This is a genomic window from Trichocoleus desertorum AS-A10 (assembly GCF_039962155.1).
GTDB lineage: Bacteria > Cyanobacteriota > Cyanobacteriia > FACHB-46 > FACHB-46 > Trichocoleus.
This window is the reverse complement of sequence record NZ_JAMPKN010000007.1, coordinates 183475-205142: the sequence shown is the minus strand read 5'-3', so window position 1 is coordinate 205142 and position 21668 is coordinate 183475. Positions and strand designations below refer to the sequence as shown.

General features: G+C 48.1%; 20 protein-coding genes. 7 read left to right on the top strand and 13 right to left on the bottom strand.

All coding sequences use genetic code 11. From position 1 onward, the window contains the following. Window positions 1-50: 50 nt before the first annotated feature. Together NDA01_RS12740 and NDA01_RS12735 are read left to right on the top strand one after the other, a co-directional pair. Entirely contained in the window at window positions 51-2477 is a 2427-nt protein-coding gene (locus NDA01_RS12740) for a glycoside hydrolase family 31 protein (RefSeq protein ID WP_348228226.1), read from the top strand. A 109-nt stretch (window positions 2478-2586) separates the two neighbouring features. Next, window positions 2587-2796 (top strand): RNA-binding S4 domain-containing protein, encoded by a 210-nt coding sequence (locus tag NDA01_RS12735; RefSeq protein ID WP_190552973.1) that lies wholly within the window; start codon window positions 2587-2589, stop codon window positions 2794-2796. Between the two features lie 82 nt (window positions 2797-2878). On the opposite strand, the gene NDA01_RS12730 is transcribed toward NDA01_RS12735, so the two are convergent. Continuing rightward, the gene (locus NDA01_RS12730; protein WP_190552974.1) at window positions 2879-4084 is read right to left on the bottom strand and encodes a hypothetical protein; all 1206 of its coding nucleotides are present in this window, start codon (window positions 4082-4084) and stop codon (window positions 2879-2881) included. 560 nt (window positions 4085-4644) lie between these two features. Between NDA01_RS12730 and NDA01_RS12725 the strand changes: the two genes are divergently transcribed. Further along, a complete protein-coding gene (locus tag NDA01_RS12725; RefSeq protein WP_190437346.1) occupies window positions 4645-5505 on the top strand; it encodes an SDR family oxidoreductase in 861 nt (286 codons plus the stop codon). 506 nt (window positions 5506-6011) lie between these two features. Beyond that, a complete protein-coding gene (locus NDA01_RS12720; RefSeq protein ID WP_190557884.1) occupies window positions 6012-6374 on the top strand; it encodes a DUF1257 domain-containing protein in 363 nt (120 codons plus the stop codon). A gap of 217 nt (window positions 6375-6591) precedes the next feature. Here the strand turns inward: NDA01_RS12720 and NDA01_RS12715 are convergent, their stop codons facing one another. Next, window positions 6592-7098, bottom strand: coding sequence for an orange carotenoid protein N-terminal domain-containing protein (locus NDA01_RS12715; RefSeq protein WP_348228225.1), 507 nt, complete (start codon window positions 7096-7098; stop codon window positions 6592-6594). A 274-nt stretch (window positions 7099-7372) separates the two neighbouring features. On the opposite strand from NDA01_RS12715, the gene NDA01_RS12710 reads away from it, so the two are divergent. After that, entirely contained in the window at window positions 7373-7657 is a 285-nt protein-coding gene (locus NDA01_RS12710) for a photosystem I reaction center subunit PsaK (RefSeq protein ID WP_242016965.1), read from the top strand. Between the two features lie 163 nt (window positions 7658-7820). Here the strand turns inward: NDA01_RS12710 and NDA01_RS12705 are convergent, their stop codons facing one another. Together NDA01_RS12705 and NDA01_RS12700 are read right to left on the bottom strand one after the other, a co-directional pair. Then, complete coding sequence (locus tag NDA01_RS12705; protein ID WP_348228224.1) at window positions 7821-8402, bottom strand: NADPH-dependent FMN reductase; 582 nt, start codon at window positions 8400-8402, stop codon at window positions 7821-7823. 177 nt (window positions 8403-8579) lie between these two features. Continuing rightward, window positions 8580-9314 (bottom strand): glutathione peroxidase, encoded by a 735-nt coding sequence (locus tag NDA01_RS12700; RefSeq protein ID WP_348228223.1) that lies wholly within the window; start codon window positions 9312-9314, stop codon window positions 8580-8582. 187 nt (window positions 9315-9501) lie between these two features. On the opposite strand from NDA01_RS12700, the gene NDA01_RS12695 reads away from it, so the two are divergent. Further along, window positions 9502-10215: a response regulator gene (locus tag NDA01_RS12695; RefSeq protein ID WP_313930055.1), complete on the top strand. Its 714-nt coding sequence runs from the start codon at window positions 9502-9504 to the stop codon at window positions 10213-10215. On the opposite strand, the gene NDA01_RS12690 is transcribed toward NDA01_RS12695, so the two are convergent. The 7 genes from NDA01_RS12690 to NDA01_RS12660 all read right to left on the bottom strand — a co-directional run bounded on the left by NDA01_RS12690 (window position 10207) and on the right by NDA01_RS12660 (window position 19457). Further along, window positions 10207-11202, bottom strand: coding sequence for a sensor histidine kinase (locus NDA01_RS12690; protein WP_348228222.1), 996 nt, complete (start codon window positions 11200-11202; stop codon window positions 10207-10209). The two genes, NDA01_RS12695 and NDA01_RS12690, sit on opposite strands and share 9 nt — an antisense overlap. A gap of 344 nt (window positions 11203-11546) precedes the next feature. Beyond that, window positions 11547-13670, bottom strand: coding sequence for an ATP-binding protein (locus tag NDA01_RS12685; protein WP_348228221.1), 2124 nt, complete (start codon window positions 13668-13670; stop codon window positions 11547-11549). Between the two features lie 98 nt (window positions 13671-13768). Further along, window positions 13769-15211: a DUF3370 domain-containing protein gene (locus NDA01_RS12680; protein WP_348228220.1), complete on the bottom strand. Its 1443-nt coding sequence runs from the start codon at window positions 15209-15211 to the stop codon at window positions 13769-13771. Between the two features lie 121 nt (window positions 15212-15332). Further along, window positions 15333-16001: a methyltransferase family protein gene (locus NDA01_RS12675; protein WP_348228219.1), complete on the bottom strand. Its 669-nt coding sequence runs from the start codon at window positions 15999-16001 to the stop codon at window positions 15333-15335. A gap of 64 nt (window positions 16002-16065) precedes the next feature. After that, window positions 16066-16974, bottom strand: coding sequence for an oxygen-dependent tRNA uridine(34) hydroxylase TrhO (trhO, locus tag NDA01_RS12670; RefSeq protein WP_348228218.1), 909 nt, complete (start codon window positions 16972-16974; stop codon window positions 16066-16068). 117 nt (window positions 16975-17091) lie between these two features. Continuing rightward, window positions 17092-18582: a glycogen synthase GlgA gene (gene glgA, locus NDA01_RS12665; protein WP_348228217.1), complete on the bottom strand. Its 1491-nt coding sequence runs from the start codon at window positions 18580-18582 to the stop codon at window positions 17092-17094. 152 nt (window positions 18583-18734) lie between these two features. Then, window positions 18735-19457 (bottom strand): response regulator, encoded by a 723-nt coding sequence (locus tag NDA01_RS12660; protein WP_348228216.1) that lies wholly within the window; start codon window positions 19455-19457, stop codon window positions 18735-18737. A 472-nt stretch (window positions 19458-19929) separates the two neighbouring features. Here NDA01_RS12660 and NDA01_RS12655 point away from each other — a divergent pair, with 472 nt between their 5' ends. Further along, window positions 19930-20769, top strand: coding sequence for a DUF1838 family protein (locus NDA01_RS12655; RefSeq protein ID WP_348228215.1), 840 nt, complete (start codon window positions 19930-19932; stop codon window positions 20767-20769). Between the two features lie 47 nt (window positions 20770-20816). Here NDA01_RS12655 and NDA01_RS12650 read toward each other — a convergent pair whose 3' ends face one another. Then, window positions 20817-21194 (bottom strand): pentapeptide repeat-containing protein, encoded by a 378-nt coding sequence (locus NDA01_RS12650; RefSeq protein ID WP_190437308.1) that lies wholly within the window; start codon window positions 21192-21194, stop codon window positions 20817-20819. Between the two features lie 135 nt (window positions 21195-21329). After that, window positions 21330-21518 (bottom strand): 30S ribosomal protein S21, encoded by a 189-nt coding sequence (rpsU, locus tag NDA01_RS12645; RefSeq protein ID WP_190437304.1) that lies wholly within the window; start codon window positions 21516-21518, stop codon window positions 21330-21332. Window positions 21519-21668: the final 150 nt, after the last annotated feature.

Sequence of the window (21668 nt, the reverse complement as noted above, 5' to 3'; positions counted from 1 at the left end):
GAAAAGTCCTTGCTACCTTGGGAAACTGAGGGTTTCTAGGGAGAAATGCTGTGCAATATCAGGTTGTAGGCGATCGCGTTGTTTGTGGCTCTGCTCGCTTTAGCGCCTTGGGCCAAGGCTTAATTCGTTTGGAATGGTCAGCAACAGGGCAATTTGAGGATCGACCCACCGTCCAAGCAATGACGCGACCTCAAGCATTACCCTTTCAGGCGATCGCCTGGACCGAGGCTGGTGTACTCCAACTACAAACTGAACTGATTCAAATTCACTATCGACCGGATACTCAGCCATTCAACGACAACAACCTGCAAATAGAGTGGCGCTGTGGGACACAAAAAGGAAGTTGGACTCCTACAACTGTTGACTCTGCCAACTTGGGCGGTACATTCTGTAGCCTTGACCTAATCCACCGCAATCTCCGACCCACTGAGGTGCATCCGGCGGCAGTAGAACGCGCCTACCCTTACACCCAAGAATGGCTCTACAACCCGATGAAAAAGGCTCACCTGAGCTTGCGCGATCGCGGAGAGACTACCCGCTTTGAGGAGCCACCCCTCTGGTATCTCGATCGCCACCGTCAGGAAGAGTTACCAGAGGAAGTGCGGCAAGTCTTGCAAGAGTGGCAGCGCTTCCCACCGGGAATTCTCAGCCGGAGTGGTTATAGTGTCTTGAATGACTCGGCTAGTGCCCCCCTAGAAAACAACTGGCTAGCTCAACGCTTTGATCCAGAAAGCCAAGATTGGTATTTCTTTGCTTACGGCTCTGACTATGCTCAAGCCCTACAAAACTTTGTCCAACTTTGTGGCCCAGTTCCAATGTTGCCGCGCTGGGCTTTTGGGGTTTGGTTTTCGTTGTTTGGGCAACTCTACGACACTGACTACCACAACTTAGTGAAGCAATTTGAGGCACTTGACCTACCACTCGATGTTTTGATTTTGGATGTGGATTGGCATTTGTCGGGTTGGTGTGGTTGGGATTGGAACCCAGAATTTTTCCCAGATGCGCCGACCTTTCTAAAGCAGATTCATGAGCAAGGACTGCATGTTGGAGCGAATGTTCACCCAGAGGGCTTGGCTCCGGGCGATAGCCAGTTCCAAGCTTTGTGCGAAGCGCGAGGGCTAGACCCAGATGATGTCAAAGCGGGAAAGGTGTTTGCAATCAGAAACCCGATGTCCAGTTGGATTTTTGAATCTTGGCATCCGAGCGGAATGGCAGAATATAAGCCCACCCAAGCAGAGCTAGAAACGGGTTGGCTGTTGTTTAACTTGGCCGAGCCAGAAGAAGCTCGGTTATTTATGCAGGTGCTGCACGGCCCGCGAGAAGCAGATGGCATTGATTTTTGGTGGATTGATGGCTCTAGCGCAATTCATCCCGGCGTTAACTCTCAGCTTTGGACAAATCATGTGTATTTCACGCATCTAGCCAATCGTTCCCAGCGACCGATGATTTTGTCTCGTACCGGGGGCATTGGTTCCCATCGCTATCCCGCTCAGTTCTCAGCGGATACCTACTCGCAGTGGGAGGTGTTGCAGTTACTCGTAGATTTTACGGCACGGGCTGGCAACCTTGGGGTCGCCTACTGGTCACACGATTTAGGAGGTTTCTACAACCATGTGCCTGGTGTCCCCTATATTGACCCTGAATTGTATGTGCGTTGGGTGCAGTTTGGTTGTTGGAGTCCGGTGGTGCGCTTGCACTCAGACCACGGCAAACGAGAGCCTTGGGCCTATGGCCAGTGGGTGTTAGACGCAGTTCGCCAAGCCTTCCAAACGCGGATTCAGTTTCTTCCTTATTTCTATCACCTCAGTCGGATTGCTTATGAAACAGGATTGCCCCTCTGTCGGCCTCTGTATCTGCATTATTCCGAAGATCCTGCTGCCTATGAACAACCAACTCAGTATGTCTTGGGCGATCGCGTCTTAGTAGCGCCTGTAGTAGAAGCAGGCGGATATCGCTCCATCTATTTGCCTGTGGGAGGTTGGTGGCATCGAGAAACCTGTAAATTCTATCGAGGAGCGCAACAGTTAGATCTGTATGTGCCGCTGCACCAAGTACCCGTGTTTGTAAAAGCAGGGGCTATTTTGCCGCTACAGCCTATGGCTTTACGGGCAGGGAACCAACCAGCCGCTACGCTACTGCTCGAAGTTTATGCGGGAGATGCTGGTGACCTGGATTTTTATGAGGATGATGGCATGAGTCAGGCATATTTGACTGAAGCAGGCAGTCGGCGGCGATTTACCCAACAGCAAGCATCTAGCCAGCATATTCTAACTTGTGAAGCAATCCGAGGCACCTATGCAGATATGCCTGTTGCCCGAAATTTCCAAGTCCATTGGATTGGTTTAACTCCTCACAGCCGAGTCACAGTTCAAGGGGCAGAAATCAGTGATTTGCGCTGGGTAGGCGATCGCTTAGAAGTAACGCTGCCGCAAGTTCCTCAAGCAGCTAGCTGGCAGTTGGTGGTGACTGAGGAATAAGACAAGTTAGAGCTAATTTCGCGATCGCCCATCTCCAAAGCAGGAACATTCAGAGACAATGGAGAATAGCAAGAACGACTTCTATCGAGACTCCTCTCTCTGACCTAGTATGACTAAGACGAGCGATACGATTAAACTAGATCAATTTTTGAAGGTGATTGGGCTTGTAGACACCGGTGGTCAAGCCAAGATGATCATTCAAGATGAGGTGGTGAGTGTCAACGGTGTTTTGGAAACTCGTCGGGGTCGCAAACTAGTGTCCGGCGATCGCGTCACCGTGGATGACCAAACTTTTGAAGTGGATTTGGATAACCTCTAATTCGCCTCTCTCTTCCTCATCTTCTTTCATCTGTATAACCCCCAGCCGCTTCTTTATCATGGAAGGACTGGGGGTTCGGTCTTTAGCGATTAGCACCCGCCAATGGATGCGCTCCCTCTGTGGTCATGCGATAGTCGCCACCCATTTGACTGCGGTGTTCTTCAATCACCTGCTCGCTGGGTACGCCGCCCGCGTTGACCGTCTTTTGGTATTGGAAGTAGCGAGCATCCTCAGGTAGTTGCTCAACTGGCACGAATTCCGTATCTTGAGTAGTCAAATTCACCTGATCTGCTAAAACTTGACGGATATAGTCTTTGTTTTCTTCAAAGCGCATCGTTTCCGGTAAGCTTGGGGGCAAGAATTCTTCCGGATCGCGATTTTCATACTGACGGAGCAGATCGCAAGCAATTCGCAGATGCTCAATCTCCATGTTCAAGTGGAGTTCCCATATTTGCTTGATCCGGCGATCGGACTCTTGCTGCATGAAGGAATAGTACAGATAGCACTCGTTGTACTGGTGCAGAACTTCCTGCTCTAACCAAGAAGCATTGGGGTCAAGCAGAGATTCATAGTGAGTGACGTGCTGTTCCTCAATCTGAGCAATTTCTAGGTAGAGTCCCCGTGCCAACGGGTTCATGGGACGATTGCCCACGTTCATGTAGAAGTTCATGGTCTGTTGCTCCGAAGCAACCAAGGTCAGCACGTGCAGCAGGGAGACAGGGTCAGCTTTGGTGCGATCGCTAGGTCTACGCACATCATCATAGGGATGGCGGTGTTCTGCGACTGTTGGCCGTCCTGGCATAATCTCAGTCAACCGACCTGTGACTTCTTCCGCTTTCTTGCCTTCGGTCATTTCTAGCAAGTTGGCATAGCGATAGAGATGGTCGAAGTCCTCTAAAAGACCAAATTCAAACGCTTGCTTGATATAAGGATCAGGTTCATGACGAGCTAAAAAGGCCGTGAGGTCAACTGCAACCTGCTCATAACCAATCGTGACTTCCAAGGTCGATTCATTACCGGGCGTGAGCCAGTTAACCACTTTCTGCTGTTGCTGCTCCACTCGACGCAGCATGGCGAGTTGTCTCCGCAAGTCTGGGTCGGCGGTGTGGCGCGCAAATTGATGAGAGAAAAATATCCCTTCTGTTTCAATTCCGTTCATCGTAATGACACGGGTACGAGTATAGGGATCAACTTGATCTTTGATATACGGCTGAACGTTTAGCTCTGACCAATTTCGTAGCTGTTGATCAAGCGGAATTCCTTTTTCAGCTAGCGGATTAAAGCTCATTATTTCACCTGCTCAAATTATGTAAAATATCTCGAATTAATCAGCCAATCGGCTTTTCCCAATCGACTTCTATTGATGAATTCAAGGTGCTGGCATTTTCAAAGTATTTGCTATTAAGCAGCTTAGTGGCGATCGCTCACAGCTTCTTCCACTGAGGACAGAGAGGCTACTCTATCCAAAGTTGTAAAAACGCTGTACCTGAATGAAGTGTAACTGTACCTATAAATACTGTCCGTGCTGAATAGCGGCTTATTGCTACAACTAATTAATCCTGGCGATCGCTAAGTTACTTAAAGTATCAGGCATCACAGCTTAACTTACGAGAAACTCGCCTATAGAAAGACCCAAATTTATCTCTAATGAAGCAGAAATGAACTAAAAGTGCGTTCTAAAGTGAACATGCTCGCTGAAGCTAATAAGGCGGCAGATTAGGGAACAGCCAAAAGAATTTAAATAGTTGGATTCGGCAAATAAAGAGCAGATTTTCAACTTAGCTTATGGCTGACTTCTAAAAGTCTTTTAACAGATAGAAATACAGCAAAACTCCGGGAGAAGCAACGATGAGTCAATCCAAAGAATTACAACCACCCCAACATCAGAATCAACAGCCTGGCATTGAGTCTGAAATGACTCCCAGACCTCAGTTTGATGATTCTAAATATCGGGGAAGCGGCAAGCTACAAGGAAAAGTTGCTCTGATTACTGGAGGAGATAGTGGCATTGGACGCGCTGTAGCAGTTTTCTACGCCAAAGAAGGAGCCGATGTCGCACTTCTTTACCTGAATGAGCATCAGGATGCCGAAGATACCAAGCGCCGAGTTGAAGCGGAAGGCAGACGCTGTATTACCATTGCAGGTGATATTGGGGACGAGCAATTCTGCAAAGAAGCTGTACAGCAAACGGTACAGCAACTAGGCTACCTCGACATTTTGGTGAACAATGCGGCTGAGCAACATCCGCAGCAAAGCATTGAGGATATTACAGCAGAACAACTGGAGCGTACTTTCCGCACTAATATCTTCAGCATGTTCTTTCTGACGAAAGCTGCTCTGCCCCACCTCAAGGAAGGCAGTGCCATCATCAATACCACTTCGGTCACAGCTTATAAGGGCAATCAGCAACTGCTAGACTACTCTTCTACCAAGGGCGCGATCGTTGCCTTTACCCGTTCTCTGTCGCAATCGCTGGTTGAAAAGGGTATTCGGGTGAATGGTGTTGCCCCTGGTCCTATCTGGACTCCTTTGATTCCTGCGACCTTCCCTGAGGACAAGGTCAAGAGCTTTGGGTCACAGGTGCCGATGCAGCGAGCTGGGCAGCCAGAAGAAGTTGCACCGAGCTATGTCTTCCTAGCTTCTGATGATTCTTCCTATATGTCCGGGCAAATTCTACATCCCAATGGTGGCGAAGTCGTTGGAGGATAAAAAGCTCTCAGCAAAACCGTTTGTAGATTGTTCGCCCATCAACGTTACGGAAATTTCTTTGAGTCAGAAGTGTGGCTGATTTAGTCACAGTACTCTACGCGAAGCGATTCAGTGTCATTATCAAACCTAGGAGTTTAGACCAGCTGCGCCACCAGTTTTGGAAAACTCCTAGGTTTCTTTTTTCTTAAAATCAAAAAAGTGGATCCATGCCATTTTGCCTGATGTAACTGAAGCTACTACTGGTTGAGGGATACAGCTCTACCTTTAGGAGTTTGCAAAATTGGCAGAAGTAAACCTTTAGAACAATGAAACTTAACAGACTATTACATAGATTAGTTATGTGATCTATTGCTAGTACCAATAGCAATAGAGAGCTCTGAAGTTATTAATGCCTTCGGTGTAGGGCGCATGAAGCTAGCTCTACTGCACACCGGGTATCGCTGATTAACATTGCATGTTTCGATCAACTCACAAATTTACCCATTTCACCCATTTAAGGACTACTTATGTCTCACTTTAGTACTCTTCGCAGTAAGCTGACAGACGCTGAACTGCTTAAAGCTTCTCTCGCAGATCTGGGCTTAGTTGCTAGTACAAACACCGATGTGCGCGGCGCTTGTGGTCAAAAAGTTCGGGCTGACATTGTAGTAGCGCTTAAAGGCGATTACGACTTAGGTTGGGTTCGCAATCCACAAGGATCATTTGACTTAATAGCTGATCTTTGGGGTGTTGCCAAGAGCCATAACTTAGCTAACCTAATGAATAGCATTAATCAGAAATACGCGATTAACAAAACATTGGCAGAAGTCAAGCAGCCCGGTTTACAAAATGCCAAAGTCAATTTAATGGTGCAGCAATCGGTTGCCTAAGAATTTCTACTGTTTATAGTTTTGCTTCGCTCTAATTTCGCTTTTCTCCTCTCAACTAAAAGTTGAGAGGAGTATTTTTGTGATCTGCGCCTGCAAGTATCAACCTATTTAGCAAGAGAAGTATGACGAAGCGATCGCCCTCCCCTCAAGACAGCTCAAAGGCAAGGCGATCGCTCATGTTCAATTTAGGCTAATCAGTTCGGGCGAATCAAACTTACTAAACAATCTGACGTAAAAAGTCAACTTGTTGACTGACTTCTAAAGACTTCAGATGATTGATGATTTCTTGAGCGCCAGAAGACAGTTGAGTCGTCGCTGCTGTCGAGATAGCATCTCTATCCAACTCTTGAGCTAAGCGATACCAGAACGCTAAGCGAGCATTAGGATCTAGAGATTGGTAATGGCTGAGAGGATCTTTGGTGCCACCAGGAATCAATTCTAGTAACGCTTTACTGGGGTGGGGGTCAAGCGCTACTTCCTCGCGACCACCCTGTTGGCTAGAAAATACGTCGCGGATAAATTGTAGCTGGTCTTCTGAACGCAGTTCCTTTACGTGCTTGACGAGTTGACTAATTTCGTTAGAGGAAGTCACTCCAGAACTGGGAAAAGAGATCGATTGACCTAACTCGGTATAAAGATAAGCCAAAGCAGCAATTTGCTGATCCACATCTAGGTGCTGAAAAGATCGCAGAGTTTGAGCGGTATTGGTATTTGCAGATGTCATAACAGATGTCCAAAACAGTAATCTCACACCCGCATGCTAAACACCTGTGGCCCAGGTAACGCCTATATAAAGACGGAAGATAAGTTTTGTTACTAACACTAATAAATCCTTCGTCAGGCTGAGGTGCGATCGCCAATACAACGGGACGATGAATCCTAGCGATGTTCTGGCCGCAGAATTAGCCAACTTCCTACTTCAACTACATTAGGCAGATGGTTATTGCGTCCGGTTAATGTTGATCAATATAGTGTCTCAACAAGTAGGAGAAAGCATCTTGATTCACTCTATGTTGCTGGCAGCAGTCCCTGCTGCTACGTCCCAAGACCCCACCGCTTTGTGGAACTGGCAAGGCACCCCCATTATGATTGGTTCCTGCCTACTGGCTTTGTTCATTGCCAGCCGCACCGTCCGCTTTCCCAAAGTTGGCCCTAAGATGCCTCTCGGACCATTCTCTGGCCTACTGAACAACATGAGTGTTGCCACCTTCTTAGGCGCAATGAGTTTTGGTCATATCTTGGGAGTTTTGGGAATTTTGCTTAGTTCCAGCTGGCTCAAATAAAAATAGCAACTCTACAAATTCGTTGATAGATTTAACTGCTCGCGCAAGCTAGAAAATTTGTTGCGATAGCTTTTAATCTACTATGACAAGTGATTTATAAAATTGAGAGAGGGATATGGTTTTGTCGTATCTCTCTCTCAATTATTTTTTAGCTGTTATGCCTTTAACTCTGTAACTTTGTCAGTATTTGAGCGACTTTAGCGCCGAGATTCTCAACGGTAGTTTGTTGAGCGCTATCTTTCAAGCTGCCATCTGGATTAAATGCTTCATGAGCTTTTGCGATCGCAATTTGGTCGGGAATGACTAAAACTTGAATATTAGACAGAATACTGCGAACATGAACCAAGCCTCTTAACCCTCCTAAACCGCCCGGAGACGCACTCATAATTGCGGCTACTTTATCTGTAAAAGCAGCTAAGAAGGGTTCGCCAGGGGTAGAACGAGAAGCCCAATCGATCGCATTTTTGAGCACCCCAGAGATAGAACTGTTGTACTCAGGAGAAGCAATCAGGAGTCCCTGATGAGCTACCATAATCTCCTTAAATTTCAAGGCATTGGCAGGAATTCCTTCAGCCGCCTCTAGATCTTCGTCATAAAGCGGCATTGGCAAATCGCGTAGATCTAAAAAAGTAACTTCAGCGCCCGCAGCCCGAGCTCCTGTAGCGGCAATTTTAACCAGGGTTTTGTTGTAGGAATTTGTTCGGGTACTGCCAGCAAAAGCCAAAATTCTGGGTAAATTAGCCATAAAAATTGATTTCCAAAGATATCTTTACCGGAAAACAGAGCTGCGATCGTAGTTGGGTGAGTTTTAGCAAGTGTCCTTAAACATAAAACGCGATCACAGCTTTCAAATCTCATTCTAGAGACGAAAGTCAGCGATCGCGTTACGCTTAAATTACCCTAATCAAGCTACTTAGAGCGACTAGGCAACACCCAAATAATCTGCCAGGGCCTCAGACCCACCAATCAATTTGCCGTCAATAAATACTTGAGGGACTGTTGTTCCTCCTGCCATAGCTCGCAACGAGCGTGTCGTCGCATTTTTACCAATCACAATTTCTTCGTAGGCGAGGCCACGCTCCTTCAACATCTCTTTAGCCCGAACACAGAACGGGCAACCTTCCTTTGTAAACAAGGAGACGCATTCAGGCTTCACAGCCTGAGGATTGATGTACTTGAGCATTGTATCGGCATCCGACACTTTGAAAGGATCTCCTGGTTCTTCTGGCTCAATAAACATCTTCTCAATCACACCATCCTTGACTAGCATGGAATAGCGCCAAGACCGCTTACCAAAGCCCAGGTCAGTCTTATCAACCAACATCCCCATGCCTTCGGTGAACTCACCATTACCATCTGGAATGAGTGTAATATTACCAACGTCTTGGTCCTTAGCCCATTCGTTCATCACGAACGTATCATTGACCGAAAGACAAAGAATACTGTCTACACCGTTTTCCTTAAAGGCTGGAGCCAACTCGTTGTAGCCAGGTAAATGAGTAGAGGAACAAGTCGGGGTGAAAGCACCAGGTAAGGAGAAAACGATTACAGTCTTTCCGGCAAACAGATCATCAGTTGTGATGTTAATCCACTGATTGTTCTGTCGAACTCGGAAGGTGACGTCAGGAACTTTTTGTCCTTCGTGGTTAGGCAACATAAGTTTCGCTCCTCGCTGGGTTTGGATGTAAAGTTTTGCATCCTATGACTGCTTAAAGCGTACTCATTATGAGTATGCCTGTCAATACACCCTAGGAAGTTCTACCTGAATCAAGCTGAGAATAATAGAGGCGCTATAGGACTACTCTGGCTTTGTCCAGCATCACTCGTTCAGGTGAATCACCTGGGTGAAGTGCAAAGTTGAAGTAGATGCCTACACTAAGGCTGTATTGCCACAAGATCTATTTATGAATGCCACTATCTCATCGCCAACTTTACGGGTCTTGATTATTGAAGATGACCCAATGATGCAGTTGGGTCTGGAACAGTCATTACAAGCTGATTCGGCGTGCATCGTTGTGGGACAGGCAGAAGATGGGTATTTAGGTGTAGAGGCAGCCCTAAGACTCAAGCCAGACCTGATTATCATGGACATCGGTCTGCCCCGACTAGACGGAATCGCGGCCACTCAAAAAATTAAGGCTGCGCTCCCTGAGGTGCGGGTCGTGATGCTGACCTCACACACGGCAGAAACAGAAATTATTGCAGCCCTCTCTAGTGGAGCCGATGCTTACTGTATTAAGGGTGCCAGTTTAGATCGACTCCAAGCAGCGATCGCCGCAGCTCAGGAAGGCGCTACCTACCTCGATCCTCAAATTGCCCGGCGTGTGATTGATCACCTCAAGCCTCCTACGCCCAACAGTGGCATTGGTCAACTGTCGGAACGTGAACTGGAAGTGCTGAAGCTGATGGTTGAAGGACTAAGTAACCCCGAAATCGCTGCCAAACTCTACCTAAGCCCCAATACCGTCAAAACTCACGTCCGGGGCATCATGAATAAGTTATCGGTAGACGATCGCGTGCAAGCCGCAGTGGTCGCCTTGCGCTCTGGTTTAGTTTAAGCCTGGCGCGATCGCGAGCCGAGTTGGTGCGTAACTGCTAGAAGCAACCGCCGTCGCTAGGGGCAGCGTAAACCAGATGATCGAACCGGGTTCGGTGTTGATAACGCCAATTTCACCTCCATGCGCTTGAATGATTTGCTGACACAGGTGCAGTTGCACCCCCAAACTCGTAGAACAGCAAGCATGGGGCGATCGCACTTGCAATTCAAAAAAGCGATCGCATTCTCGAGAGTCCCAGCCGAGTCCGTCATCGAGTAGAGTACAGCGCAGCATCCCAGCTTCCACTTCGGCAGCAAGAGTTAAATGCAGGCCCGGTGGATTGTGTTGCAAGGTTGCGGTCACTAGGTGGGAAACCACCCGGCGAATTTGGTCCGAATCTGCCAAAATGGGTGGCATATTGGCAGGAAGCTGCGGCGTAATTCTCGCTTGGTTGGCCCTTAAAAGGGGTGCTAAATCTTGCAAGATAGTTTGGCTGAGCGCTGGAAACTCTACAGGTTCCAGTTGCGACGGTACGGTTTGCTCTGTTGTAGCGTAGGTTTCGAGCAGGGCGCTCATAGCATTCAGTTGGCGATCGCTGGCTTGAACCATCCGTTCTACTCTAGAGCGAGTGATTGTAACCGTCTCATCTCCTTGCTTGAGTAAATTCCGCAAAACCATCAAGGTACCCATGAGGAAAGGGCGCAGATCATGCTCCATGACATGAAACAGTACAGCTTGCCGCTGACGTACTTCCTGAAGTTCATTAGAGGCCTCTTGCAACAACGCTTCTACCCGAGCTAGCGGCTCTAGTACGGTGTTGGTTGCGCTTATTGCGCTTAGATTAACGGTGCTAGCTTCTGCCTGAGGTTGACTGCCTACAAACCCTGATAACTTTGATAAATGCTGACTGGCGCGAGGGTCTGCGAGGAGTTGTTGTAGTTGGGTAAAAGCTGCTTCATCGCGACAGCAATTTCGTAAAGCCTGGAGGTAGTTCACATCAGCAATCATAATTTAGTTCTTATAGGATTTAATTTTGGGGATAAAGCGAAGACAAGCGAATCTTTAGACAGCGATTTTGCCGCCCTAATCGGCAACCACCTGATATGCGTAATCTCAACCAGGCTGTGCCAATATAGTCAGCTTGGTAGTGGCTCAAACTTTATTAGATTTGGTTATACACACCGTTAAATTGCTGTGAAAATAACCAGTTCGCGCTAGTTAAGAAGACTGACTTCTTTGCGGAATCAGCTTGAGAGCAGGTGTAGCTGATTTCAAACTCAGTTTGTTTAACCACCTTAGTTTTATCTTAGGTGGGGGTAAGGCGATCGCACCTCGCTCACATGATTCACCCATCAAGGTGATTTTGTGGTTGCTGCTACAGGTGCCAAAGGTAAGGTAAACCAGAAGGTCGAGCCAGCCTCAGGACTGCTAGTCACGCCCATCTCTCCCCTATGAGCCACAATAATTTGACGGCAAAGATATAAACCTAGTCCTAGTCCGGTAGAGCGACGGGTTTGAGGCCCGCGAGAATACAGCTCAAACAAATGCTCGCGCACCTCTGGGTTGATGCCTGCTCCGTTGTCTTGCACTCGGCAAAGCAACGAGTTGTCTCCTTGTTCCACGCTGACACTCAAGCTCACTCCTGGCGGGTTGTGCTTCAGGGCGTTTGCTAGTAAGTTTTCTAGCACTCGGCGCAGTTGCAAGGGATCTGCTGGAACGGCAGGTAGATGGTTCGGAATCAGAGCTGTGGCGCTAACTTGGTTTTTAGAGAGCAGAGGCTCAAAATCCGTCAGCACATCTATGATCAGTTGCCCAAGTTCCAGCGGTTCAGTCTGAAGGACAATCCCCCCCACTTCGCTGGCATGGACTTCTAGAAGCGAGTTAATTAAATACAATTGGCGATCGCTACTTTGAGCCATGCGCTCCAAAATGCTACGAGCCACCGGGATCACCGCCTTGCCAGAACCGTTGGAGTCATCAACAGGCAGCGATTCACTTTTGAGCAAATTCCCCAACACCATCAACATCCCGGTCACTGGGTTGCGGAGGTCATGAGAAACGGCGTGCAAGAAAACCCGCAATGCATCTTCCACCCGCTGGCGTTCAGCAATTTCCACCAGCAGTTGCTCATTGGCCGCTCGAATATCCGCAGTTCGCTCCTGAACTCGGACTTCTAACTCTTCATTGCGTTGTTCTAAAACGCCAAAGGAAGCGCGTAACTGCTCCGCCATATTCTGAAACGCCCGAGCCAAGACCCCCACTTCATCTTCTCGCTCCACAGGCACCGTTTGCTCCCACTCACCTTGGGACAAAGCTTTAGCCGCTCGGCTCAAATGCAAAATCGGCTGCGCAATCCAGCGCGAGGTGAGAAGTCCCAGCACAATCGCAGCAATCAAGGCGGCCAAACATAGCAAAATTGTCGATCGCGTGTTGGCCTCGATTTGCTCCATGAAGTCTGTTTCTGGTACTACCACCACGATCAGCCAATCCAAACCTCGCTGATCTGGTAGCGGTAGCACTTGCAGAAATTGACGCTTATTCTCCAACTGAAAGTCGAGCTGTTGGCTACCTCGGATTTGTCGCAAATCACCGAAGCGTTGCTGTAAGTGCTGCGCCGTGGCTCGAATCAACTGATTGCGGCTAGCAGTCGCGGCCAGTCGTTCCTGCGTTTTGCCATCAGCGCTGAGGATGAAAGGTTTCTCGGGCAGCGAAGTTGCAACTAGAAGCCCCGATCGCTCCATGATAAAGGTTTGCCCCGTTTTGCCAATCTTGAGGCTGCGGAGAAAGTCGCCGATTTGAGACAACACCAAATCAGCCGCCGTCACCCCAATCAATTTGCCTTGGGCATCGTACAGTGGCTGGTCAGCCGTGATCGTGAGTTTTTGCGTGGAGAAGTAAGTGTAGATCTCGGTCCAAATCGGTTTACCCGCTTTCACACTGGTTTTGTACCAATCCCGCTGGCGCGGGTCATAATTGGGTTTACTTTGCACCAGTCGCGTGCGGTTTCCTCGGCTATCCGTGGCGTAGGTTTGGAAATTTCGACCTGTGGCGCGATCGGAGACTTCAATCTGTAAGGCACCATTATCTAAGCGCTCTACTCCGATGTATTCTGCCTGCTCTGTCCCCAACGAGATGTAGCTCACCGTCTTAAATTGCTGCATCTGTTGCCAGAAATAGCGTTCTAAACCAGGGATGTTTTCAACGTTCAGTAATCCCAAGCGAATGGCATCAGCGTTAATGCGGTTGACGAGATGAGGAGTTTCTAGATAAGTCGTGACATGCTGCTGAATTCGAGCGGTTACCTCAGTCCGTAGCTGGCTAGCCACATCGTTGACCGCGTTCTGACCATTACGTAGCGACAGCCAACCCGTCAGCCCAACTGCGATCGCAATTTGCAAGACAAAAGGAGCGACCAGAACCGTTTGCAGTGGCACTTTCTGCAATCGCTTGGTGATAAGAGTGGCAGGGTGTTTCATGCAGGCGTCCTTGCCAATCCGCAGAATCTCGCAACGCTTTGGATCAATATATACCTTATTAGCGTCAATTCTGGCAGTCCAGCTTACTTACATAGAAATTAACCTTGAGTTTTGAGGGTGAGGACTTGAGGTGGGGTGGAATCAGGCGGATAAATCAAATCTAGCTGCACAGAACGGCCACTGTTGGGAGGCAGAGTGAGCATCTCTAACGGCTCCAGTACTTGTCCCTTGCGGTGCCACAAATGGACATACCGAGTCTTAAGCTGGCCTCGATCATCTGGATAGCGCAGACGTACAGTGCCTCGAAAGAAGGGAACATCAAAGGGGGGTTGGCGGAAACGCAATCCACCTTGGCTGAGGCGATCCTCCTTTAAAGGAGTCGCTAAGGTTAAAGCCACTTTCTGAGGCTGTTGAGTCGGGTTGAAAAGCGGCAAGGTTAAGTTATATTCCACGCCATAATTAGCATGGGATTCATAAGCGGTATCGGGGTAGCGCACCAGCATTTTAGCCGCTTGATTTTGCTCCGTGCCCAAGCGACCTGCTCGCACTGTGCTGATGGCATAAGATACCGCTTGCCCTGGAGCAGGAATGGTTAAGTTTTTAGCGCCAGGGCGATCGCTGAGTTGAGCTTGCCAGCGCGATCCTTGAGCAACGCCTGCAACTCGACCGTAAATCAACTGTCCGCCTGCCTGTTCGGGTGGCGTTGGTACTTTGTCGCGAGGTCCAGAGAGAGTCCCGGTGTCTAGTAGGGCTTGCCATTCAGCCAAGGTGGGGGCGCGATCGCTACCATTGGCATTTTTCTTGGCAAACATCATCAAGCTGGCTGCGTAGACCTTGCCACTACTACGCAGCCGCAGATAACCCGATCGCCCATTGATTGGTTTCTCTAAACCCCGCACTGGCATCGGGTGGTTTAGGAGCATCCGGCTCTGCCCTGGCGGAATCACCAGTTGAGCCGGAAAATCAGCTTGGCTCTTGCCCTGAAGAATATCTGTCACCACGCGATCGCCTGGCCCTGCATAGACTGTATTGTTGGGATTGTCTACATAGGTTGGCAGCTTGATGTAGGGAGCGCTTTGGGTCAGATAAGTCGCGCCTTGCAACACATCAACAGTCACGGGTTGCGAACTGGAGTTATGCAGCATCACACCCAAGTAGAAAGTTTGTAGATCCTTCGGGGTGTGGGTTTGGTGGTGAATGAATAAATCGAAGCGGCCCTGAAACGGAAAGTTCAGATGGGCAGTTGGTGTTTTCTTGCCCGTAGGCGGCAGAGTCGAAAGCAGAATACCCTCAGTCTTAACCCACTCCGGGCTATTGCTGTTAAACATCGGCACCTGATCTAGCTGCCCTGGCAAAGCTCGCACCGGTTGCGGCTCCACGATGATTTGGGGAGTAGGTTTCGGGCTAGGTGGCGCTCCTTGAGCGAGGTCCGACGCAGATGAAACTGCTTTACCAGCAAGCAATAAGCTGTAACTGCCTACCCCAACCAGGGCTAGAGCAGAGATCAAAGCGATCGCGATGTGATTTTGTTTTTGTCCCATGAGCACTCACCAAATTGGGCATCAGTTTAGGGATACATCTGATAAAGACCCAAATCTTGGAAGATAAGTGCCGTTATAGCTACTCCCAAACAGGAAATGGTTCACTCAGGCGATCGCCAGTTTAGCCGTTTTGAGGTGAATCAGAAGCTTGACTGTCTAAAACAGAGTTTCTTGATGGCAGGAATTGAGGCAACAACAAACCAGAACGCGCCTTGTACTCAGCAAACTCTGGGTAACGCGCCAGAGATTCGTCCTTCTTCCGCATATTCGGGATAAACAAACCTGCTGCAAACAGAGCCAGAATCACAAACGGCAACCAGTGCTGAGCTAAAAGCGCAAATGAGCTGTAGATCAGCACTTCCCCTAAGTAGTTGGTGTTGCGGCATCGGGCAAAAAAGCCTTCTGTAATTAAACCAGGGTGATATTTCAGCGTGAAGTATTTCTGAGCATCGCTGCTGTAGTGGAGGAATACACCAAGGATGTTCAAGGCCACAGCCGCCGCAATCAGAGGAGCCGACGGCACAACACCACGACTAATCAGCAAGAAGGGAGCAACCCAATACAAAACTAAGATAATGCCAACAAAAATTCCTTGCCCTAGTGAAATCTTCTGCTCCCATTGCTTGTCGGGAAAGAGCTGATCTTTGAGCAACCAAAGCAGGCCGTAGGTGCCGTGAAGCGCCAGATAAATCCACGGGCCAATAGTGAAGTTGTGATAAGCCCACATCAGTCCTAGGACTACAAATCCAGTCAGCCCCTTTTGCAAGTTAATAATATGTTTCGCTTTCATCAGCGTATCCTTTTGATCTCTAATTTATGATTGAAGGCAGCAATGCGGAAACTGGCAAAACCGCTTAAGGCTCGACGCTAGCCTGATGACGTTGCTTCGCTAGTTCAACTTGCCTTTGGCGGGCTACTTGGCGGGCTCTTTTTTCTTCTGTAAGACTATCAAAGCAATGAGGACAAAAAATCCCTTCCTGGTAATGTTCTGAAGCTTTGTCCTCGTCTGAAATAGGTCTACCACAAGCCATACAAGCATCATAAGAACCAGGTGCTAGCCCGTGACGCACCGCTACCCGTTGGTCAAATACGAAGCACTCGCCTTCCCAAAGACTTGCTTCGGCTGGGACTGCTTCGAGGTACTTCAAGATGCCGCCTTTCAGGTGATACACTTCCTCAAACCCTTGCTCCAACATAAAAGAGGAAGCTTTTTCGCAGCGAATTCCACCCGTACAAAACATTGCAACTTTCTTATGTTTTTGGGGGTCTAAATGCTGGCGAACATAGTCAGGAAATTCCCGAAAGGAAGCCATCTGGGGATTGCAAGCGCCTTGAAAAGTACCAATTTGCACCTCGTAATCATTGCGCGTATCAATCACCACTACGTCTGGATCGGCAATCAGATCATTCCACTCTTCTGGACTGACGTAGGTTCCTACTTTCTGGTTGGGGTCAACCTCAGGCACGCCTAAAGGCACGATCTCTTTTTTTAAGCGAACTTTCAGGCGATCGAACGGGGGAATATCTGTATAAGACTCTTTGTGCTCTAAATCAGCGAGGCGCGGATCAGCCCGCAAAACAGAGAGAACCGCATCGATCGCTGAGCGAGATCCGGCGATCGTGCCATTGATCCCTTCTGAAGCGAAAAGAAGGGTGCCCTTAATGTCTTGGTCTAAACAATAGGCCAAGAGCATATCTTTTTTCTCAGCGAAGTCTGGCAAGCTGACAAATTTGTAGAGTGCGGCAACAACAATTTCGGTCATGCTTCCCGTGCGAATCAAGCGTCTAAACACATTTTAGGGCACACCGGAGTGCGCCCTAGTAGTTAGTTTTGGGTGGGACAAACCCCATTCCTCCCAATCAGACTATTACTCAGACTATTACAGCGCTACAGCAGCTGGTTTGTAGCGGATGCGATCGTAAATCTCGATGTAATCCTTACCCGGATGGTTCCAAGAGTAGTCGTACTCCATGCCTTGCTTCACTAATTGTTGGAACTCTTTGGGGTAATCTCGCCACAGGCTCAAAGCTCGATTCATGGTTGATTCTAACGCTTGATAGTCAGAATCATAGAAGACATAGCCATTGCGGGTTTCGGGCAAATGATTGGAGTCGTGGTCGCGATCGAACACCGTATTCACCAGACCCCCCACACTCCGGACGATCGGGACTGTGCCGTACTTTAAGCCAATCATCTGAGTCAGGCCGCAGGGTTCGTAGTTGCTCGGCACCAAAATCATATCGGCCCCAGCGTAGATCAGGTGCGACAGTTCTTCGTTAAAACCCAGCTCTAGATGCACATCTGGATGATCGTTTAAGAAGCGCTTTTCGTGCTGGAAGTGAGCATTAATTCCCGCTTCGGTGGCGGAACCTAACAAGACAAACTGGGCACCGTTATCGATGGCGTGATAAATGGCGTGATGTACCAGATGAACGCCTTTCTGGGCATCCAGACGGCCAATATAAGCAATGAGCGGTTTGTCTACATCTTGCAACAACAGGCGATCGCGCAGCGCTTTCTTGTTCTGGGCTTTGCCTTCTAAGTTGTCCTTGGTGTAGTGGTGTGGAATATAGCGATCGACTTCGGGGCTCCAGAAGTCTAGATCAATGCCGTTGAGAATTCCGGTAAATTTGTCTTGATGCATATGCAGCGTGTGGCCCAGACCAGACCCCACCTCTGTATGACGCGCTTCCCAAGCGTGGTGCGGTGAAACTGTGGTTACTGCATTGGCGTAAACAATGCCCCCTTTCATCAAGTTCAAAGCAAAGGGGTTGAAGTTGTCTTGCAGGCGATCGGGTTGGAAATAGTAATCTTCGTTGTTGAGTCCAGTGGCCCAAAGAATCTCGTTGCCCGCAAAGCCTTGATGCTTGAAGTTATGAATCGTGTAACAAACCCGCTGGAGCCCCATTTCATACTTGTAATTCTCAAACAGCATGACGGGAACTAAGCCAGTCTGCCAGTCGTGGCAGTGGATGACATCGGGACGCTTGTTGCTTTGTTGCAAAAATTCTAGAGCGGCCTTGCTAAAGAAGGCAAAGCGCATGGTGTCGTCGTGGCAACCGTAGTAACAACCGCGATTGAAGAAATCATCGCGAGAGTGAGGCTCAATAAAGAAGCAGAGTTGCCCATGTACCCAGCCGCAGTAAACTGAGCAGTGAATTGTGCCGCCATACCAAGGCACCCACAGGTCACGGTAGGCATCATGCAAGCCCCAAATATGGTCGTAGCGCATGCAATCATATTTGGGCAGAATCAGCTCAACGCAGTGTCCTCGCGTTTCTAATTCGCGGCTGAGTCCGTAAACCACATCGCCCAAGCCTCCGGCTTTGATGACTGGAGCGCACTCAGAGGCAATTTGTACGATGTACATCTTTACTCCTCGCTGATCAAAAGGGTTTTGTTATCTTCACAAAAGTATATTTATTTCTCGCGAAGGAGCAACCCCATCATTCGGCATAACCTGAAATCAGCACATCAGGTGATGTGACAAGTAAACTCGGAGAGAATTACCTAGCGATCGCTCTAATTCACTAAGCCTGAACGCAAGCCTAAAACCGCTGCATGAGTGCGATCGCTGGCTCCCATTTTGTTCAGGATATTACGGACATGGGTTTTCACCGTGTCCAGCGTGATATAGAGCTTTTGACTAATTTCCTCGTTCTTGTGCCCCCCCACAATTAACTCCAGAATCTCTAGCTCCCGTTTAGTTAAAGGGTCAGCGCCTAAAATGGGGCCTACCGCTGGGTCAATCGGTTCAATGCTTACAGAGCCGGGGCTAGAATCGTTGGTGTCTTGCTCAATTGTTTGTTGATAGTGGGACAGCACAATCCGAGCGATCGCGGGATCGAGCCAGGAATTTCCCTGGTAAGTTGCCTCAATCGCTTCTAACAAATCTTGGTGATTAGTTTTGTCTTTTAAGCAGTAAGAATCTGCACCTGCGGCAAAGGCTTGCATGACCAATTCTTCATTAGCTTCAGTGCTAAAAATCAGAACTTTCAGGTCGGCAGATTCTGCTTCCGACTCTGGGTTCTTAATCTGCTGAATAACCTCAATGCCACTGATATCAGGCAAATCCAGCTCGATAATGACTAAATCGGGCTGAGTTTGTTGCAACAGGTCTAGACCTTCTCGCCCTTTGGCTGCCTCACCGACAATAGTGATTAGATCACTTTGTCCTAAAGCCGCTTGCATCCCATACCGACTGAGGTCTTGAGATTCAATTAGGGCCACACGAATTTCACTCATTTGCAACCTTCACCACTGCCTGACAAGGATGGAGCTGATTTAACAAAGCTTTTATAAAGACGTTCTAATCAGCGCCAAAGTGCCCGTGTAGAAAATTATTAATTAGTTCAGTACTACTGAAGCCATCAAAGGGAAAAAACTGCGATCGCAACCCTAAAAGCCTTTTGCTAGCTGGAATTCAGCGCTTGGTATTGTAGTTAAAATCTTGATTAAGCTAACCCAATCTAAACCCACTTTGTAGTTTTTGTCTTCCTACAAAGCTTTAAGTGCAATTTCATAGTTACGAGTTTTCACTAAAATAAATTAATCAAATTGCTACTTTATTCATGAAGATTGCAGTAATTTTCATTGGTTTTAGGACTTATCGATTCAGAGTGCCTAGATGCAGCGTTTGATTACCCGTAACATTACAGAGATTTTCCCTTCACCTGATCTTCAAGCTACGATTAATCGATCTCGCTAGAGGTGAAATATGACTTTACGCAAGTCCACAATTACCGATCAGCAGTTTGTCAAAATGCGCTGTAGTACCGATGGCGGAACTCACTACTTTGAAGCCACAGGCTCGATGTACGCGCAGCCGCTCGACTCAGATCAACCCATTCATTTGTTCGACTTTTTGGGGGTCGATATTTCGCGCTGTATTCAAGACCCTACAACTTCACGCTGGACTTTACTTAGCCGCAAATTTACGCTCTATCTGGAGCCGCGATCGCAAGAAATATTGCGGCAATGGGAAAATCCGTGGACAGGTGAAACGCTACACGTCATCCACCGCTCCTACGACTATCAGGAGTTTCAGATTCCGCCACAGGTTGGGGCTTTTATTGGGCCTGAGGTGTCTTTTGTCTCACTAGACCTCAACCTGAAGCTACCTAATAATTTGGCTAGTAATCCTAAGTTTGCCGAATATTCTCCTGAGCCATTCGTGCAATCTTCTGATTCCTACAAATTTATTTTTCCAACTCGCATGCTTGAAGACGAAATCGTAGATGCCAGTTGCGATCGCGCTGTCACTTTGTCCTATTACCGCATGGGACCTTGGGAGCCTTGGATGAAGATGAAAGGCAAACCAGGCTTTTTAGTGTTGAACTACACAGGCACAAAAACGGATGTCTTTGAAGAATTGCATCCAGCGCTGAAAACGCAGATCGAGCAACGCCTCCCCTTATACCGAGAAGCTCCAGCCTGTCGTTTGCAACGTTCGATTGCAACAAGCTGGAGCCGATTTGAAGAAGAATTTGATGCCTACCTGCGCGGCGAAGAATTTCCCTTACTCGCTCCCCTCAAAGAGGAGCCTTGCTTAGAGTAAAGACTAGGCACTAGTAGGTTAGCGAGTTCAGGGTAGTTCAGAACAAGTTAGCCTACTACATCTTGAGACAGCGCTACCGCAGGACTATTAGAGGCGAGTTTGGCTCCTGCTCCATCTGGCAGGATAGCGTCTGACAGATACGCATGACTCAGATTTGTGTCACTCAGATTGACATGAGTCAAGTCGGCATTCTTCAAATTAGCCCGTGTCAAGTTGGCTCTGGTTAAGTTTGCGCCCGTCAAATTGACATCGCTCAGGTTCGCTTGGCTCAAATTGGTGCTAGTCAGGTTTGCCCCTCTGAAGTTGGCTCCACTGAAATTAGCCCCACTGAAGTTAAGATTTCTCAAATTAGCGGCCATTAGATTAAGGTTTCTAAAGTCCCTTTGTCCAGCTGAGTAGCGGCTTAGAAGTTCTTTGGTATTCATAGGAGCCTTTAGGAGTTGTTAGAAGATTTACGAAGAGAAGGAGTGTCTCATTTCAGCGATCAAGCTTAACTTCCGGAACTCAGGTCCGAGAGTTTTAGGTTGATTAGGCTGCGTCAGCCAGATAAGTTTTAAGGATCAGTGACGAGAATATTTTTTCCGCTGTCTATGCTTAGCAACTAATTTACGTTTACGTTTTTCCCCAGGCGTTTCGAAGTGGCGATGCTTCTTCATATCTGGAAAAATTCCTGCCTTAGAAACTTTCCGCTTGAATCGATGGATTGCTGCCTCAATTCCCTCATTTTCATTTAGAATTATTTGGGCCATTCGGTTGGGGCATCTCCAGAATCAAAGGTGCAGAGAGTTAGATTCGGAGAAACGCTTGCAACAAAACGAATTACACAGCCGAAAATAATCCTTTTCCACAGGCTAGCACAGGATTGAGTTAAGCAATAGTTAGCTAATTATCTTTCGTCA

Coding starts and splice junctions, on each gene's coding strand:
- NDA01_RS12735 (WP_190552973.1), top strand. CDS start 2,587: ATGACTAAGACGAGCGATACGATTAAACTAGATCAATTTTTGAAGGTG.
- NDA01_RS12730 (WP_190552974.1), bottom strand. CDS start 4,084: ATGAGCTTTAATCCGCTAGCTGAAAAAGGAATTCCGCTTGATCAACAG.
- NDA01_RS12725 (WP_190437346.1), top strand. CDS start 4,645: ATGAGTCAATCCAAAGAATTACAACCACCCCAACATCAGAATCAACAG.
- NDA01_RS12720 (WP_190557884.1), top strand. CDS start 6,012: ATGTCTCACTTTAGTACTCTTCGCAGTAAGCTGACAGACGCTGAACTG.
- NDA01_RS12715 (WP_348228225.1), bottom strand. CDS start 7,098: ATGACATCTGCAAATACCAATACCGCTCAAACTCTGCGATCTTTTCAG.
- NDA01_RS12705 (WP_348228224.1), bottom strand. CDS start 8,402: ATGGCTAATTTACCCAGAATTTTGGCTTTTGCTGGCAGTACCCGAACA.
- NDA01_RS12700 (WP_348228223.1), bottom strand. CDS start 9,314: ATGTTGCCTAACCACGAAGGACAAAAAGTTCCTGACGTCACCTTCCGA.
- NDA01_RS12690 (WP_348228222.1), bottom strand. CDS start 11,202: ATGATTGCTGATGTGAACTACCTCCAGGCTTTACGAAATTGCTGTCGC.
- NDA01_RS12685 (WP_348228221.1), bottom strand. CDS start 13,670: ATGAAACACCCTGCCACTCTTATCACCAAGCGATTGCAGAAAGTGCCA.
- NDA01_RS12680 (WP_348228220.1), bottom strand. CDS start 15,211: ATGGGACAAAAACAAAATCACATCGCGATCGCTTTGATCTCTGCTCTA.
- NDA01_RS12675 (WP_348228219.1), bottom strand. CDS start 16,001: ATGAAAGCGAAACATATTATTAACTTGCAAAAGGGGCTGACTGGATTT.
- trhO (WP_348228218.1), bottom strand. CDS start 16,974: ATGACCGAAATTGTTGTTGCCGCACTCTACAAATTTGTCAGCTTGCCA.
- glgA (WP_348228217.1), bottom strand. CDS start 18,582: ATGTACATCGTACAAATTGCCTCTGAGTGCGCTCCAGTCATCAAAGCC.
- NDA01_RS12660 (WP_348228216.1), bottom strand. CDS start 19,457: ATGAGTGAAATTCGTGTGGCCCTAATTGAATCTCAAGACCTCAGTCGG.
- NDA01_RS12655 (WP_348228215.1), top strand. CDS start 19,930: ATGACTTTACGCAAGTCCACAATTACCGATCAGCAGTTTGTCAAAATG.
- NDA01_RS12650 (WP_190437308.1), bottom strand. CDS start 21,194: ATGAATACCAAAGAACTTCTAAGCCGCTACTCAGCTGGACAAAGGGAC.
- rpsU (WP_190437304.1), bottom strand. CDS start 21,518: ATGGCCCAAATAATTCTAAATGAAAATGAGGGAATTGAGGCAGCAATC.